This is a genomic window from Borrelia sp. RT5S, assembly GCF_021165755.1.
GTDB lineage: Bacteria > Spirochaetota > Spirochaetia > Borreliales > Borreliaceae > Borrelia.
The window spans coordinates 93,933-108,039 of record NZ_CP088936.1 but is presented as its reverse complement, the minus strand read 5'-3'; the positions used below and the strand labels follow the sequence as shown (position 1 = coordinate 108,039).

General features: G+C 34.1%; 14 protein-coding genes. 12 read left to right on the top strand and 2 right to left on the bottom strand.

Translation table 11 applies throughout. From position 1 onward, the window contains the following. Positions 1–58 precede the first annotated feature (58 nt). The 6 genes from LSO06_RS00545 (at position 59) to LSO06_RS00520 (ending at position 6,155) form a co-directional block, all read left to right on the top strand. On the top strand, positions 59–1,069 hold the full coding sequence (locus tag LSO06_RS00545; RefSeq protein WP_231760155.1) for a peptidylprolyl isomerase: 1,011 nt from the start codon (positions 59–61) through the stop codon (positions 1,067–1,069). 22 nt (positions 1,070–1,091) lie between these two features. Beyond that, the gene (gene nusB, locus LSO06_RS00540) at positions 1,092–1,520 is read left to right on the top strand and encodes a transcription antitermination factor NusB (protein WP_231760154.1); all 429 of its coding nucleotides are present in this window, start codon (positions 1,092–1,094) and stop codon (positions 1,518–1,520) included. Continuing rightward, complete coding sequence (locus LSO06_RS00535) at positions 1,507–3,162, top strand: tetratricopeptide repeat protein (protein ID WP_231760153.1); 1,656 nt, start codon at positions 1,507–1,509, stop codon at positions 3,160–3,162. Before nusB ends, LSO06_RS00535 begins: the two co-directional genes overlap by 14 nt. A 2-nt stretch (positions 3,163–3,164) precedes the next feature. After that, the gene (gene map, locus LSO06_RS00530) at positions 3,165–3,917 is read left to right on the top strand and encodes a type I methionyl aminopeptidase (RefSeq protein WP_231760844.1); all 753 of its coding nucleotides are present in this window, start codon (positions 3,165–3,167) and stop codon (positions 3,915–3,917) included. Between the two features lie 54 nt (positions 3,918–3,971). After that, positions 3,972–5,399, top strand: a complete 1,428-nt coding sequence (locus LSO06_RS00525) for a trypsin-like peptidase domain-containing protein (protein ID WP_231760152.1) — start codon at positions 3,972–3,974, stop codon at positions 5,397–5,399. Between the two features lie 159 nt (positions 5,400–5,558). After that, positions 5,559–6,155: a phosphoribosyltransferase gene (locus LSO06_RS00520; RefSeq protein WP_231760151.1), complete on the top strand. Its 597-nt coding sequence runs from the start codon at positions 5,559–5,561 to the stop codon at positions 6,153–6,155. On the opposite strand, the gene LSO06_RS00515 is transcribed toward LSO06_RS00520, so the two are convergent. Both LSO06_RS00515 and asnS read right to left on the bottom strand, forming a co-directional pair. Further along, the gene (locus LSO06_RS00515; protein ID WP_231760150.1) at positions 6,148–6,756 is read right to left on the bottom strand and encodes a hypothetical protein; all 609 of its coding nucleotides are present in this window, start codon (positions 6,754–6,756) and stop codon (positions 6,148–6,150) included. The two genes, LSO06_RS00520 and LSO06_RS00515, sit on opposite strands and share 8 nt — an antisense overlap. 23 nt (positions 6,757–6,779) lie before the next feature. Then, on the bottom strand, positions 6,780–8,165 hold the full coding sequence (gene asnS, locus LSO06_RS00510; protein WP_231760149.1) for an asparagine--tRNA ligase: 1,386 nt from the start codon (positions 8,163–8,165) through the stop codon (positions 6,780–6,782). Positions 8,166–8,311: 146 nt separating this feature from the next. On the opposite strand from asnS, the gene murI reads away from it, so the two are divergent. From murI to LSO06_RS00480, 6 genes are all read left to right on the top strand, one after another. Continuing rightward, the gene (murI, locus tag LSO06_RS00505) at positions 8,312–9,079 is read left to right on the top strand and encodes a glutamate racemase (RefSeq protein ID WP_231760148.1); all 768 of its coding nucleotides are present in this window, start codon (positions 8,312–8,314) and stop codon (positions 9,077–9,079) included. Continuing rightward, the gene (rsgA, locus tag LSO06_RS00500; RefSeq protein WP_231760147.1) at positions 9,076–9,999 is read left to right on the top strand and encodes a ribosome small subunit-dependent GTPase A; all 924 of its coding nucleotides are present in this window, start codon (positions 9,076–9,078) and stop codon (positions 9,997–9,999) included. Before murI ends, rsgA begins: the two co-directional genes overlap by 4 nt. Continuing rightward, positions 9,989–12,328, top strand: coding sequence for an endonuclease MutS2 (locus tag LSO06_RS00495; protein WP_231760146.1), 2,340 nt, complete (start codon positions 9,989–9,991; stop codon positions 12,326–12,328). The genes rsgA and LSO06_RS00495 overlap by 11 nt, the downstream gene beginning before the upstream one ends. Beyond that, positions 12,329–12,721, top strand: a complete 393-nt coding sequence (locus LSO06_RS00490; RefSeq protein WP_231760145.1) for a hypothetical protein — start codon at positions 12,329–12,331, stop codon at positions 12,719–12,721. It begins immediately after the preceding gene. Positions 12,722–12,945: 224 nt separating this feature from the next. After that, complete coding sequence (locus tag LSO06_RS00485) at positions 12,946–13,542, top strand: V-type ATP synthase subunit E (RefSeq protein WP_231760144.1); 597 nt, start codon at positions 12,946–12,948, stop codon at positions 13,540–13,542. Between the two features lie 11 nt (positions 13,543–13,553). Next, positions 13,554–14,099, top strand: coding sequence for a DUF2764 family protein (locus LSO06_RS00480; protein WP_231760143.1), 546 nt, complete (start codon positions 13,554–13,556; stop codon positions 14,097–14,099). Positions 14,100–14,107: the final 8 nt, after the last annotated feature.

Sequence of the window (14,107 nt, the reverse complement as noted above, 5' to 3'; positions counted from 1 at the left end):
ACTAGATTTAAATTTAATGTTTTGCTAGAATCTTGACTATTGATGTAAGGTTGGTTTTATGCGTGATTTTTTATCTTTTCTGTTGGTTGCCGTGGTGGGAACAGGTTCTTTTGCTCAAAATGCGCCTGTTGTGGTTGTTAATTTGCACAGTAATGAAATTATTACTAAAACAGAGTTTGATTCTAGGGTTAATACATTGAAGAAGACGCAGGGAAGGGATTTGAGTACCTCCGAGAGAAAGCAGGTTTTGCAGGTCTTAATAGCTGATATTCTTTTTGGTCAGGAAGCGTTAAAGCAGGGGATCAAAGTTGAAGAGTCGGAGGTTATGCAAACGATTAGAACTCAATTTGGACTTACAACTCTTACGGATGAGCAGATTAAGCAGATGATAGAGAATCAGGGTACTAATTGGAGTAGTCTTTTGTCTTCGATGAAGAGGTCTCTTTCTGCTCAAAAATTGGTTTTAAAAGTTGCTCAGCCTAAGTTTTCGGAGGTAAAGACCCCGGACGAGAAAGATGTGGTAGAGTACTATGAGGCTAATAAGACTAAATTTGTTAATCCAGATATAGCAAGGGTGAGTCATGTTTTCTTTACTTCTAAGGATAAGAAGAGATCGGATGTTCTTGCTAGGGCGAAGGATATTGCAAGTCAGATAAAGACAAAAAAGATTACCTTTGAGGAAGCCGTAAGGAAGTATTCAGAAGATGAGGGGTCTAAATCTAAGAATGGGGATCTTGGGTTTTTGGCAAGGGGTGAGCAGAATGCACAAAATGTACTTGGTATGGATTTTATTCGAGAAGTTTTTTCTCTTAAGAAGGGAGATATTTCTCACCCGATATCGTCAAAAGAGGGATTTCATATAATTAAAGTCACTGAGACATATTCTCAAAAGTTTTTGGGGCTTAAGGATAAGATATCTCCTAATGTAGATATGACCGTAAGGGATGCTATAAGGAATAATATGGTTAATGCTCAGCAACAACAGATTGTTGCTAGGGTGCAGCAGGAGATGTACGATAAACTTAATAAATCTGCAAATGTGCAAATTTTGGATTCTGATTTAAAATAGAGAGAATGTTTACTATTTAGTTATGGACTTGAGGTATAAGGCTAGAGAGTTAGCTTTCAAAAAGATTTACAGTATTGATATTAATCGCAATTCAGGGGGTGATATCTATGATATTTTTAGCCTTGAGGATGTGTTGGATATCGAAGAGTTGAAATTATTTTATTCTGTCTTAGTTAATGGTACTTATGAAAATTTGGAGTCTATTGACAAATTGATCAGTGATATTTCCCTTAATTGGCGGTTGGAACGTATGGATAAGGTGGATCTTGCTATATTAAGGCTGAGTGTGTTTTCGCTTAAATTTCAAGATTTGGAAGTACCTAAGAGGGCCGTAATAGATGAGGCCGTTTTAATTGCCAGAAAGTATGGAAGTAGGAATTCTTATAAATTTGTTAATGGCATCCTTGATGGCTTATTGAAGGATATGGAGAGCTCATTTGAAAGCAAGTAAAAAATTGATGTTTGTTTTTGTGTTTTTAGTCATTCTTTCAGGGGGTGTTCTTTACCTTAACTCAAACTTGTATGTTTTGTATATGTTAAAGGGAAAGAGAGATTTTAATGAACTTATTGCGGAAGTTGATAAACATCTTTTGAAGAATGATTTATATAGTGCGGAATGGACTGTAAGATTAGCTGCATCTTATGCAGATACTGAGTTTAAATGGATTTCTTTAATCAAGCAAGTAAAGATTTATTCTCTTAAAGCTAAGGATTATTCGCTAATGAGAGATGTTGTTGATTTAGGGGTCAAAAGCTTGCCTGGGAATTTAAAGCTTAGGGCCCTTGAAGTGTATTCTAAGCTAAAATTAGGTTCTGTTACAGAGGCTTGTGTCATTGCAAAGCGATATCTTATGGAGCATGAAGAATATAGGAGTTTGTATGAGGAAGCTTTTATTAGGGACTTATCTTTAAATTATGATTTGGGAAATGTTAAAGATTTTCTGGTCAAAATAGCGAAAGAAAAGGATGCTTTTACTTTCGAAAACTTAGGTTTAAGTCTTAGGAATAATGCTTTTTTGATTAATGCGATGCTTTTGTACGTAGAGAACAAAGATTTATCTTCTGCTAAGAGGATACTTTTAAAAATAGGGGAAGATAAAGATTTTGCTAGGGAACTTGCCTATATTTCTTATGGTCTTGGTAATTTGGATTTTGCTATTGCTAACCTTAAACTTATTAATGATAACAACGAACCGAATTTGATGTTTTTACTAGCGGACGCATATCTTAAGAGGGGTGATATTCTTAGAGCTAAGGCTGAATATTTAAAGCTTTATACTAGATTTCCTGATTACAGTATGATGATTTATCTTGGCTTGGCATTTATTGCTAGGAAGGAGAACGATCTTAAAAGAGCGATTACTTATTTGAACAAAGCAAATAGTAAGTTTAAAGATAGTAAGATGATGAATTATTATTTAGCTAATACATATTTTGAAGCTAATGATTATTTTAGTGCGAATGAAATTGCAAGAAAAAATAAAGACGACCCTTTATTTTTTAAGCTTTACTTTGTATTAAATTATTCAAACCTTGATTATGAGGCTAAAAAATCTTTTTTGTGGCGCCTTTTTTATAGGTCAAATTATAGTTCCGATATTGCTCAGCTTTTGGCTTGGAATTTGCTTCTTCATTTTGATTTAAGGGACTTGGATTTGTTTTTCAAAATTTATAAGCCCGTTGATAAGGAGCATGATTGGTATTATTTCTATAGGTTTTACTATGATTTTCTTAAAAAAGACTTGGATTTTTCAAAGGAGGTAGTTTTTGAGAAACAAGTGCAAAAGTACTTATATGGCGTGTATTACAATTTTGGAATTTTGAAACTTCATCAAAAGAATTATAAAGAATCTGAGGATTATTTTAAGAAGGCAATTTCTTTTCTGCCCTTTACTCTTAATGATAAAAGTAAGATGAGTTTAGAAGAGCGAGAGAGTGCGGCGAAGGTTTATTTAAAGAGGGGAATTAACTATCTTTATTTGGGTGAGTTTGACAAGGGGCGAGAAGCCATTTTAACTTCTCATAGTTTTTATGAAACTAATGAGAGCAAGATTTATATGAATATGATTGAAGTTTTTAAGGAAAGGAATTGAACTTGGGGGTAAGGTTAAAGTGTAGGGGGGATATTGAAAAGGTAAAGGCATCGGCAAGTCTTTTGGCGCAAACTCTTTTGGAGGTTGAGCGGAGTGTTGCGCCTGGAGTGAGCACTAAGGATCTTGATTTTATTGCTGGTGATTTTATTGCTAGCAGAGGGGCTAAACCTGCTTTTAAAGGGTATAATGGGTTTAAGGGAGTCATTTGTGCTTCTGTAAATGAAGAGGTCATTCATGGGGTACCAGGATTGAGAAAGCTTAGGGATGGTGATGTTGTTAGTATTGATTGTGGGGTTATTTTAGATGGGTTTTATAGCGACATGGCTAGGACATTCAAGGTGGGTCAGGTAAAGCCCGAGATTAGTAAGTTATTAGATGTGACAGAAGAGGCTCTTTATAGAGGTATTTCTGAGATGAGGGTTGGCAATCGCATTTTAGATATTTCAAGAGCTATAGAGAATTATATTAAACCGTTTGGGTTTGGGATAGTTAGAGATTATACGGGACATGGAGTCGGATTTGCTTTACACGAGGAGCCTAGTGTGCCTAATTATTATGCTCCTTTTTTTAAGAATGTTCGAATACGGGAGGGAATGGTATTAGCAATTGAGCCGATGGTGAATTTAGGTGATCATAAAATTTCTGTTAAGGAAGATGGTTGGACGGTTTTTGCGTCTGATTTAAGTTGTTCTGCTCATTTTGAGCACACTGTTGCTGTTGTAGATGGATCTCCTTTGATTTTAAGTGAAGTTTAATGAGTGTTAAAAAATTATTTAAAAGATTTGGTTGAATATTATGGAGGTGTTTAAGTGAAGAAAAATTTTTTTTCTATATTTTGTGTTAGTTTTTTAGCCTTAAGTATTGGATTTTTTATTGGAATACATTATTTAAAACCCGATAAGAATACTATTGTTTTTGCGCAAGAGAAAGGAGATGCTTTACAGTCTTTTCAAGATTCTTTTAGAAAAGCGTCTAGGAAAATTTTGCCGTCTACTGTGGAAGTTTATGCTACTGGAGTGATTAAGGAAAGAGATCCTTTTCATTTTTTCTTTTTTGATATGCCAGGGTTTAATATTGAGAGGAAAGCTAAATGGGCTGGATCTGGGATAATAATTGGGAAGGATTCTAAGAAATCAAATTTGTTTTATGTTCTTACAAATAGTCATGTTGTAGATAAAGCTATTGAATTCGAGATTGGGACTTATGGTAATAAAACTTATAAATCAAAATTAGTAGGTAAAGATGATAAGAAGGATCTTGCACTTATTAGTTTTGAGGCTGATGATGCGGAAATTAAAATAGCTGAACTTGGAGATAGCGATGGTCTTGAGGTGGGGGATTGGGTCATAGCTGTTGGAAGTCCCCATCAATTTAGTTTTACGGTAACTGCAGGCATTGTTAGTGGACTTCATCGATCAGCAAATCCCAATTTAAAGGCTAGGAATCTGTTTATTCAGACAGATGCAGCCATTAATCGTGGAAATTCTGGAGGCCCTCTTGTAAATATTAGAGGCGAAGTTGTTGGAATTAATACATGGATATCTTCTCCTTCTGGGGGTAATGTTGGGCTTGGGTTTGCTGTTCCTATTAATAACGCTAAAAATATTGTAGATGCTTTTATGAGTGGGAAGAATATCGAATCAGCTTGGCTTGGAGTTTCTTTTTATAATTATAGAGACAAGGACATGGCGGTTCTTAAAAGCTTAGGCTATGAGGATGATTCTATTTCGTCTGCTATTATTGTAAACATTTATGTGGGCTCGCCTGCTATAAAATCTGGACTTAAACCTGGCGATATAGTGCTTAAAGTAAATGGAGTAGCAATGAGTATTTCTCAGGATGTTATTCATTATCTTAGTGATTTTTATGCAGGCGAAAAGGTTGAGATTGAGGTTTTAAGGAAGGGCGAGAAGAAGAAAATAGAGGTTGTGTTGGCCGTGAGACCCGAGGATAAGGAAATTTTAACAAACGGTAAATTGGTCCCGGGGTTTGTTGTTTATCCTTTAACTAGTGAGGCTAAGGCACAACTTGGGTTAAGGAATTGGATCAACGGAGTTGTTGTTGACAATGTTGATAAGAGCATAGAGAAAAATGCTAAGATTTCAACAGGAGATGTGATTACGGCTGTTAATTCAAAAAATATTAAGAGCTTAAGGGATTTTTATGATGCTATTGAGTTTGGGAAAAATACATACAGTGTATTAAGGGGTGGCCAAACTGTAAAAGTATCTTTTTAAATAGACTTTTTTAGGAGTTGACGTAAAAATTGTTTCTTTTACGTCAACCTTGGATTTTATTAAATACTCATACTGTGCAGGTGATGTTATTTGGTTTAGGTAGCATCAACGGGTTGGTATGGCTAGAGGTTGTTAGTGTTATTTTAAGAGGCCGTGTTGATGAAAAAGTTCATTTCTTATGAAGAAATAAGAGTAAATGGATTTAAACTTGCTTATAAAATATATAAAGATGGATTTATTCCTGATATTATCTATGTCTCTTTAAGGGGAGGGGCTTATCTTGGTAATATTATTAGCGAGTTTTTTAAATTTATTAAGATTGAAAAGCCCCTTCTTTATGCTGCCGTTGTAGCAAGGTCTTACGATGTTTGCAATGACCAAAAAAGGATAATGATAGATGGTTGGACTTATGATCCCAAATATTTAAGAACAGGGGATAATGTGTTGTTTGTTGACGATGTTTTTGATACTGGACGTACAATTATCCATTTGCGGGAAGAGGTTTTAAATAGAGGGATAGATAGTCAAAACATTAAAATCGCTGTTTATGATTATAAGGAACGGGGGAATGTGAAGTATGAGCCTGATTACTATGTTAACAAATACTCAAACACAGAAGTAAATGCTTGGATCCATTATCGTAACCACGAGCTTGCGGGGTTAACAGAGGAGGAATACAAGTTAAACTTCGAGAATGTAGACGATGAACTGAATAGCATCTTGAAATTTTTATCAAAAAAATCTAAGCTTATTTAACTTTTATGTACTCCAACTCATTATATCCTCTTGTCGCTAATGTTTTTGTTATCGCCCCTAGATTGTCCTCTGAGATTGGACCAATTAAAGCAAAATTTTTATTTACTTGTGTTTTCATCTCTCTGTTGATTGCGTTTATTGTTTTTATTCCTTTAAATTTGTCACTGTTGTGGTTTGGATAAATTTTGATGGTATACCAAGTACCCCTTTCTGACTTTTTTCTTGTCTTGCCCAGCATATCAACCTGTGGGTACTGTATTTTGTCTGATCGCCTTATTTCTATGGCATTATTTACAGCAATTCCTGCGTCTTCATTATTTACAGCAATTCCTGCGTCTTCATTCTTGCCATAGGATAAATCTTTACCCATTTCTCTAGAATCATTTTCTAACTCGAAGTCACGACCGTAAACTCTCCTTGACTGCGGATACTTGATCCTAGTCGACCGATTAATGTTGACATTTCCTTTATTTTTGCCTGCCTCCCCGCCTGAAATCTCTTTCTCTACGTCTGAGGACAACTTCAGAGTGTCTCTTGGGCCTTCCGAAGAAAACACCGAAGAAGACGATAGCAGTAATATTGTTGCGTACAAAAATTTCAATCTTATTCACTCCTAACTTTTGATCAGAAACAAATGTTTCTAGGGGTTCTCGGAAACGGTATTACATCCCGAATATTGGCCATCCCCGTCACATACTGCACCAATCTCTCAAGTCCGAGCCCAAACCCAGAGTGAGGAGTTGAACCGAATCTCCTTAAATCCAGGTACCAATTAAGGGTCTCAACTCCCAAGTCTAGCTCTTTTATTCTTTTATTCAACTTTTCTAGATTATCTTCTCTTTCACTACCTCCAATGATTTCTCCGATGCGTGGAACCAAAATGTCCATTCCTTTAACAGTTTTATTGTCTTCATTCATTTTCATATAAAATGCTTTAAATTCTTTTGGATAATCAATAACTACTATGGGTTTTTTAAAAATCTCTTCTGTTAGATATCTTTCATGTTCTGTTTGCAAGTCTATACCCCAACGGGGTGTTATTTCAAATATTTTATTTGTACTTTCAAGTTTTTTAATGGCCTGAGTATATGTGATAACTTCAAAGTTTGAGTTTATTACATTTTCAATTTTTTTGATTAGTCCCTTCTCAATATAGTCGTCAAGAAATTCCATGTCTTGACGACTATTATTTAGCACTCCTTCTAGGATATATTTAAGGCAATCCTCTGCTAATTTAATATTGTCTTTAAGGGTGAAAAACGCTACCTCGGGTTCAATCATCCAGAACTCTGAAGCATGGCGTGTTGTATTAGAATTTTCTGCCCTAAATGTTGGTCCAAATGTGTATATTTTTGACAACGCCATCGCATAAGCTTCTCCATGTAGCTGTCCAGTCACAGCAAGGAACACTTCTCTTCCAAAAAAATCGTCCTTAAAATCAATTTCTTTGTTCTTCGAAATCTTATTAAGGTCCAGAGTGGATACACGAAATATTTCACCGCATCCTTCTCCGTCATTCGATGTGATTATTGGAGTATTTACATATACAAATCCATTTTTTTGAAAGTATTCATGGATTTTATAAGAAATTTGATTCCTAACCCTGGCGATAGCTCCAAATGTGTTGGTACGTATTCTTAAATGAGAAATTTCTCTTAAGAATTCAAAGGAGTGCCTTTTTTTTTGCAAAGGATATGTTTCTTGGTCTGCTTCTCCGATTATGTTGAAATTTATCGTTTTAATTTCGTGTGTTTGGCCCTTTGCAGGGCTTAAAGTTAAAATTCCTGTTAAGGATATGCTGGCTCCTGTCGCAAGTTTTTTAAGTTCTGTCTCCCTAAAGTTAGAATTTTCTTCATCAATTACAGCTTGAATTCCCTTAATATTTGAACCATCGTTAATTTCGACAAATGAAATTTTACCACTACTACGTTTTGTTCTAACCCATCCTTTTACTGTAACTTCACTTTCTACTACTGGGTTATCCAGAATTTCTTTTATACTCTTGTGCATATTTCCTCTTAATATAACTTAATTTATAATTATTATATCTTAAACATATGGTAGTTTTAGAATATGGTAGCGTATGGTGGCTTAAATATTATTGCTATTATTGAAAGCAAATAAATTAATAATCTATACTGGAATTGAACAAGACTATGGGCAACTTAAAAGATGTGGTAGTAATTTTTGATTCAGGGATCGGTGGCCTTTCTTATTTTGAATATATAAGTAGGCGACTTGGTAATATGAACTATCTGTATGTTGCAGATAATAAAAATTTTCCTTATGGAGAGAAAACCACAGAGTTTCTTCTACAAGAGATTCTAGAATTGATTTTTAAATTGAAAAAGATTTGTAATATTTCTTCATTGGTTTTTGCTTGCAACACGGCATCTGTTAGTGTATATGGTAAGTTAAAGTTTGCTTTCCCTATAATATATACCTTGCCCTCAATTAGTTTAATAGAGAGCTTAGCGACTAGAAAGGTGTTATTAATAGCAACAGACACTACTATTAATAGCACCTTTGTGCAGGACGAAAAGAGATTACATGGTGATTTGATTTTAAAGTCCGCTGGAGAGCTTATAAATTATGTAGAGTATGGGGATAAGTTTAAAGAGGATGCGCTTGGGTGTTTAGAATCATTGAAACTGGAGGTTAAAGCTAGCAGACGAGATGTAATTTTTTTAGGTTGTACTCATTATCTACATATCAAAAATATGATTGAAAATTTTCTAGGAATTTCTGTTTATGAAAACCGTGCATGTGTAACAGATGAACTTGCTAGGGCTGTTGCTAAAGCTAGCATTAGCGATAGTGGTGATTTTATAAACTCATTTTACTTAACGAAAGATGAAAATTTATGTTTTTATAAGAATTGTTGCGAGAAATATGGGCTTAAGTTTAAGGGGGTAATTGATTGAATGACCTTAAATTTGAGGTTCTTTGGGGTGTTAACAATATTTATTCTATTATCGATGCTAATACCAATTTAATTTATGAAGGGGTCATTAAGGGTAAGATCTTAAATATTCAAAATAAAGAATATAGTCCTTTGGTTCCTGGAGATTTTGTGGTAGGAAATGTTTATGATGAGTGTAAAGTGTATATTAAGGAAAGGTTAGAGCGTAAGAACATTTTTTGGCGTTACAACAGAAAAGCTGACATCAGGCAAATTATTGTCTCAAACATTGATAGTATTTTAATTGTTAATTCTGCTAGTCTTCCTGAGATTAAAAGTTCATTTATTGACAGGGTGCTAATAGTTGCCGAGGAGCAAGGAATTACTCCGATTATTTTGCTAAATAAAGTGGACGAGGATGTAAGTAATAAAGTTAAAGATTTGGCTAGAGTTTACGAAGAGTTAGGCTATAGAGTTGTTCAAACTTCTGCTACTACTTTAAAGGGCATTGAAGAATTAAAATCAATTATTAAAAATTCAAAAACTGCTTTTATTGGACAATCTGGTGTGGGAAAATCTTCACTTATAAATTTGGTTAGTTTAAATGCATCACAGGCTATAAATGAAATATCTTACAAATATGCGAGGGGAAGGCACACTACAGTTTATGCGGTGGCTTTTCGTTCAGACAATGGGATAATAATGGATACTCCAGGCATTAAAGAGTTTGGGATTGAGACACTAGATTACTTAAAACTCAAACATTGTTTTAGAGAGTTTGGAGGTTTAAATGATTTATGTAGGTTTAATTCTTGTCTGCATATAAATGAGCCAAATTGCTTTGTAGTAGGTCAAATTGGATTTAAAGTTTCACAAGCTAGATATAAAAGTTACTTGAAAATCTTAGATGAGCTTAGGAGATATAGAAACTATGCAAGATAAATATCTAGAAAAAATTAATTTTTATCAAATATTATCTTCAGTTTCTTCTTATGTTGCTATCCCAGATACTATTAGTCTTTTAAACAGCCAGAAAATGCTGAGCAGGGAGGAAGAGCTTAATAAGATATGTTTTCTTGTTAATTTGATTGGAAATCTCGTTGAAATTTATGATGAATATCCAAATTCTTATTTAGAAAGTATAGGTGATTCTATTAGTTTTCTTTTTAAGGAAAATTCAAGGGTTTCTATTGAAGAAATCAGTAATATTATTTTTTTTCTTCAAGAAGTCTTAAGAATAAATTTTTTCCTAGATAGAAATGAATTTAAAGCCAAGAATGAAAATGAAAGTCTAAAAGATTTATTATTTCTAGATTCAAGTCTTAGGCATTTACTGGAGGTTTTATCTGAGTACGTTGATACTGATGAGCTTAAGATAAGAGGAGGCGTTTCTAAAGATTATGATGAGATTGATTTTGAGATTAAAAAGCTAGACAAAAGAACTGAAAAACAGGTAAAGGGAATAATAGCTTTAAATTCAGAATATTTAACATCAACCCTTGTTTATTATAAATCAGATAGATACACTGTTGCACTTAAAGCTAGTTTTAAAAATAAAATTAAGGGAAATGTGATATCTATTTCAGCTTCTGGTGAGACATTTTATATTGAACCAAGTGAGATAGTGAGCCAGAACAGTCGATTAACTTTTTTAAGACTAGAAAAGACGCGCATAATTTTAAGAATACTGCATGATCTTTCAGATGAAATTCGCAAACAAATTGTTCTCTTAAAAGAGCTTTATAATAAATTTTTATATTATGACTCCCTTAAGGCTAGGGCAATTTATGGCATGAAAACCCGAGGAATATTTCCCAATATTGGTACTAGACTTAATATTTTAAATGCTCGTCATCCTCTAATACAGAATGCGAAGGAGATAAATTTTTGTCCCTTAAAGAATAAAGTTGTAGTTATTACAGGCCCTAATGCTGGAGGAAAGACTGCGACTTTAAAGACAGTTGTTCTATTGAGTTCTATGTTTCAGTTTGGGATACCTGTTCCGGTTGGTGAGGGTAGTACTTTTAAGATCTTTGATAATATTTTCATCGATATTGGAGATGAGCAATCAATTGAAAATTCACTCTCAACTTTTTCAAGTCATATGAGGAATGTTGCTTGCATTTTAATGCAAGCAACATTAGATAGTCTTGTAGTATTTGACGAATTTTGTTCTGGAACGGATATTGAACAAGGCCAGGCATTAGCTATAGCTATCCTTGAGCATTTAATCAACATTAACTGTCATGTAATTATATCCACTCATTATAATGCTCTTAAGTATTTCGCGTATACTCACGAAGGCGTCATTAATGCATCTATGCAGATGAATTTAGAAAGAATGGAACCGAATTACAATTTAATTTTTTCTCTTCCAGGGGAAAGTTTTGCTTTCAGTGTAGCAAGCAATTCTTCTATTCATCCTGACATTATACTCAGAGCACAAGAGATCTATTCATCCAATAAGACGGAAGTGCATGAACTACTTGCAAAACTTGCAAATAAAGAAAGGGAAATATATGTGCATGAAGAAAAATTGAAAAATAAACTTAAGCTCATTGAACTTAAAGAAATTAAACTTAGTGACTTACAAGAAGGCCTTATTCTTAAGGAGAAAAATATAGAAGAAACACTTATAAATGAACAAAAAGAATTTTTAAATTATTCAAGGAAAACTTTAGAAAATTTGGTTAGAGAGCTCAAAGAAGGGAAGGTTGATTTGCGCAAGAATAAAGAGTTTATCTGCAATGTTACAGACAGGATAGAGAGCAAGACATCTAAGGTCGAGCTTCTTGCTAAGGAGTTTGCTAGTGATGTTGAATTTAAAGTGGGGGATAGAGTTCGGGTATCTAATCCAAGTGTTTTAGGAGAAATAGTTGGTATTACCAAAAAAGGAGTTGTGGTAAATACTGGTGCTTTTAATATTACAGTTTCGTCTTCTAATTTAGAAAGAGTATTAATTAAAAAAGAAGACCGTAAGACTGTAAAGAAAAACTTCAGTTTTCCTTTACAGTCTTACGGTAGTGAGTCATTGGAGCTTACGCTTGATATTAGAGGAATGAGAGTAGTTGAGGCCATAGATTTTTTGAGTAAGAAAATAGATAATATGTTATTAGGCAATGTTGGTAAATTTGAAATAATTCATGGCAAGGGGGAGGGTCTTCTTATGGCCGGTGTTCATGAATTTTTGAAGAGCTTAAAGTTTGTTAAGAAGTATTATTTTTCTCATCCTAGTGATGGAGGGGTTGGGAAGACAATAGTAGAGATTTAAATGGGCATAGCAAAGTTTGAAGAGCTTGAGAATGTACTGTTCAACATATGTCTTGATGTTGATTCTGTTCTTGAGAATGAATTTGGTAGTGCTTATGAGGTGCATCCAAACAGACCTCCTAGGGGCAAAGCTGCTAATGGTATTTTGGATGGGCTTTTTCGTGTAACTACGTCTTTTACCCCTGGATATGGTTCTAATTTTGGAAGGGGGTATTTGGTTATCATTGAGGTAATAACTCTTGATGTAATTGATGTGGAGTTTGTTAAAAGAGTGACAGAGAGGGGTATTAAAATTTTTAGAGAGAGGTTGAGAGAAAAATTCCCAGAGAAAAAACTATGTATAGTACATGATATTAATGTGTACAAAATTGTTGGAGATTTTTTTGGTAATTAATCTTTGAATTTATTAACTGTTGAGTTTAAAAGGAATCGAAATAATTAAAATTATATTTATTTTAATTATTTAATTTTGGTTTATACTTAATAATACGTGAGATGCACTTGAATATTTCAAGTATTAGTATTAGTATTTCAATGTTGAAATTTATTAATATAATTTCTCTGTTTTTTTGTTTATTGAATGTTTTCAATTATTTTATCTTTACCTAAGGGGTTTTCATGCAGTTTGAAGTTAAGGATTTGATAAATAGGATTAAGAAGGATGGACTTGAGGAAGCTGATAGGTTGGCTAGTGAGATTGTTGATAATGCAAAGAGGGAAGCTGAGGCTATTGTTTTGAAGGCTGAGAGTGATGCTAGGGAGTTAAAAATAAGGGCTGAGAGAGAAATTAGTGATTATAGGAGGCATGCTCTGGAGGCCTCGCGCCAGGCAGTTAGGGATTTGATTATTGGAGCTGAGAAAAGCATTAAGTCTTTGTTTGAAGCCGCGCTAACGGATTCTGTTTCTAGAAGTTATGATAATAATTTTTTAAGCGAACTTATTGTTAGGGTTGTAGATGGTTGGAGTAGAGGAGATAAGATGGATGTTATGCTTAATGAAGCTGATCTTTCTGATTTATTGTCTCTTTTAAGGTCGGAGATAGGAGAGAAACTTAAGGGTGATGTTGAGATTAAGCCCTTCAGGGGGATAAATAAGGGATTTAAAATACAGCAAAGGAATAGTAGTCTGCATTATGATTTCACTTCAGAGACTATTTCTGATATCCTTTTTGAGTATTTAAATCCAAGATTTAAAGAGTTGATTAAGGTGGTTTAGGGAGAGGTGTTATGCTGAGTCCTTATTACTATGTGATGTCGTCGTTGCCTTATCTTGACATAAAGAGTGGGATGGTGTGGAGTGTATCAGATTTTTTCAAGAATGTTGAGATTGCTTTGGGACAGCAGGATTTTGTCTTTTTGAAGAATTTATCAGAGTTTGGTGCTGCCAGAGGGAGTTTTGGGGTTATTGATTGTTTTCTTGATTTTGAGGAAAAAATGAAGTACGCATTAGCTTGCATTAGGGCCGAGAAGTTGGGTCTTTCAAGGGATGTTTATTTGGAATCTTCTTATTTTTCAGGCTATTTCTTAGGAATTTTGAAAGTTATTTGCCTTAAGGAAGATCCTTTTGAGGTGGAATTAGGACTTGATATGTTGAAGTGGCAATTTCTGACAGATCTTGAAGTGGGGAATGAGTTTAATTTTGAGAGGTTGGTAATCTATTTTTTGAAGTTGATGATAGTCTCAAGAAGGAGTCTGTTTGTGGAAAAGCTAGGCGAGAGGAATTTTGCAGACATTTGTCAAAAATTAAGCATTGATATGAATAAAAAGTTTTAGAAGAGGAA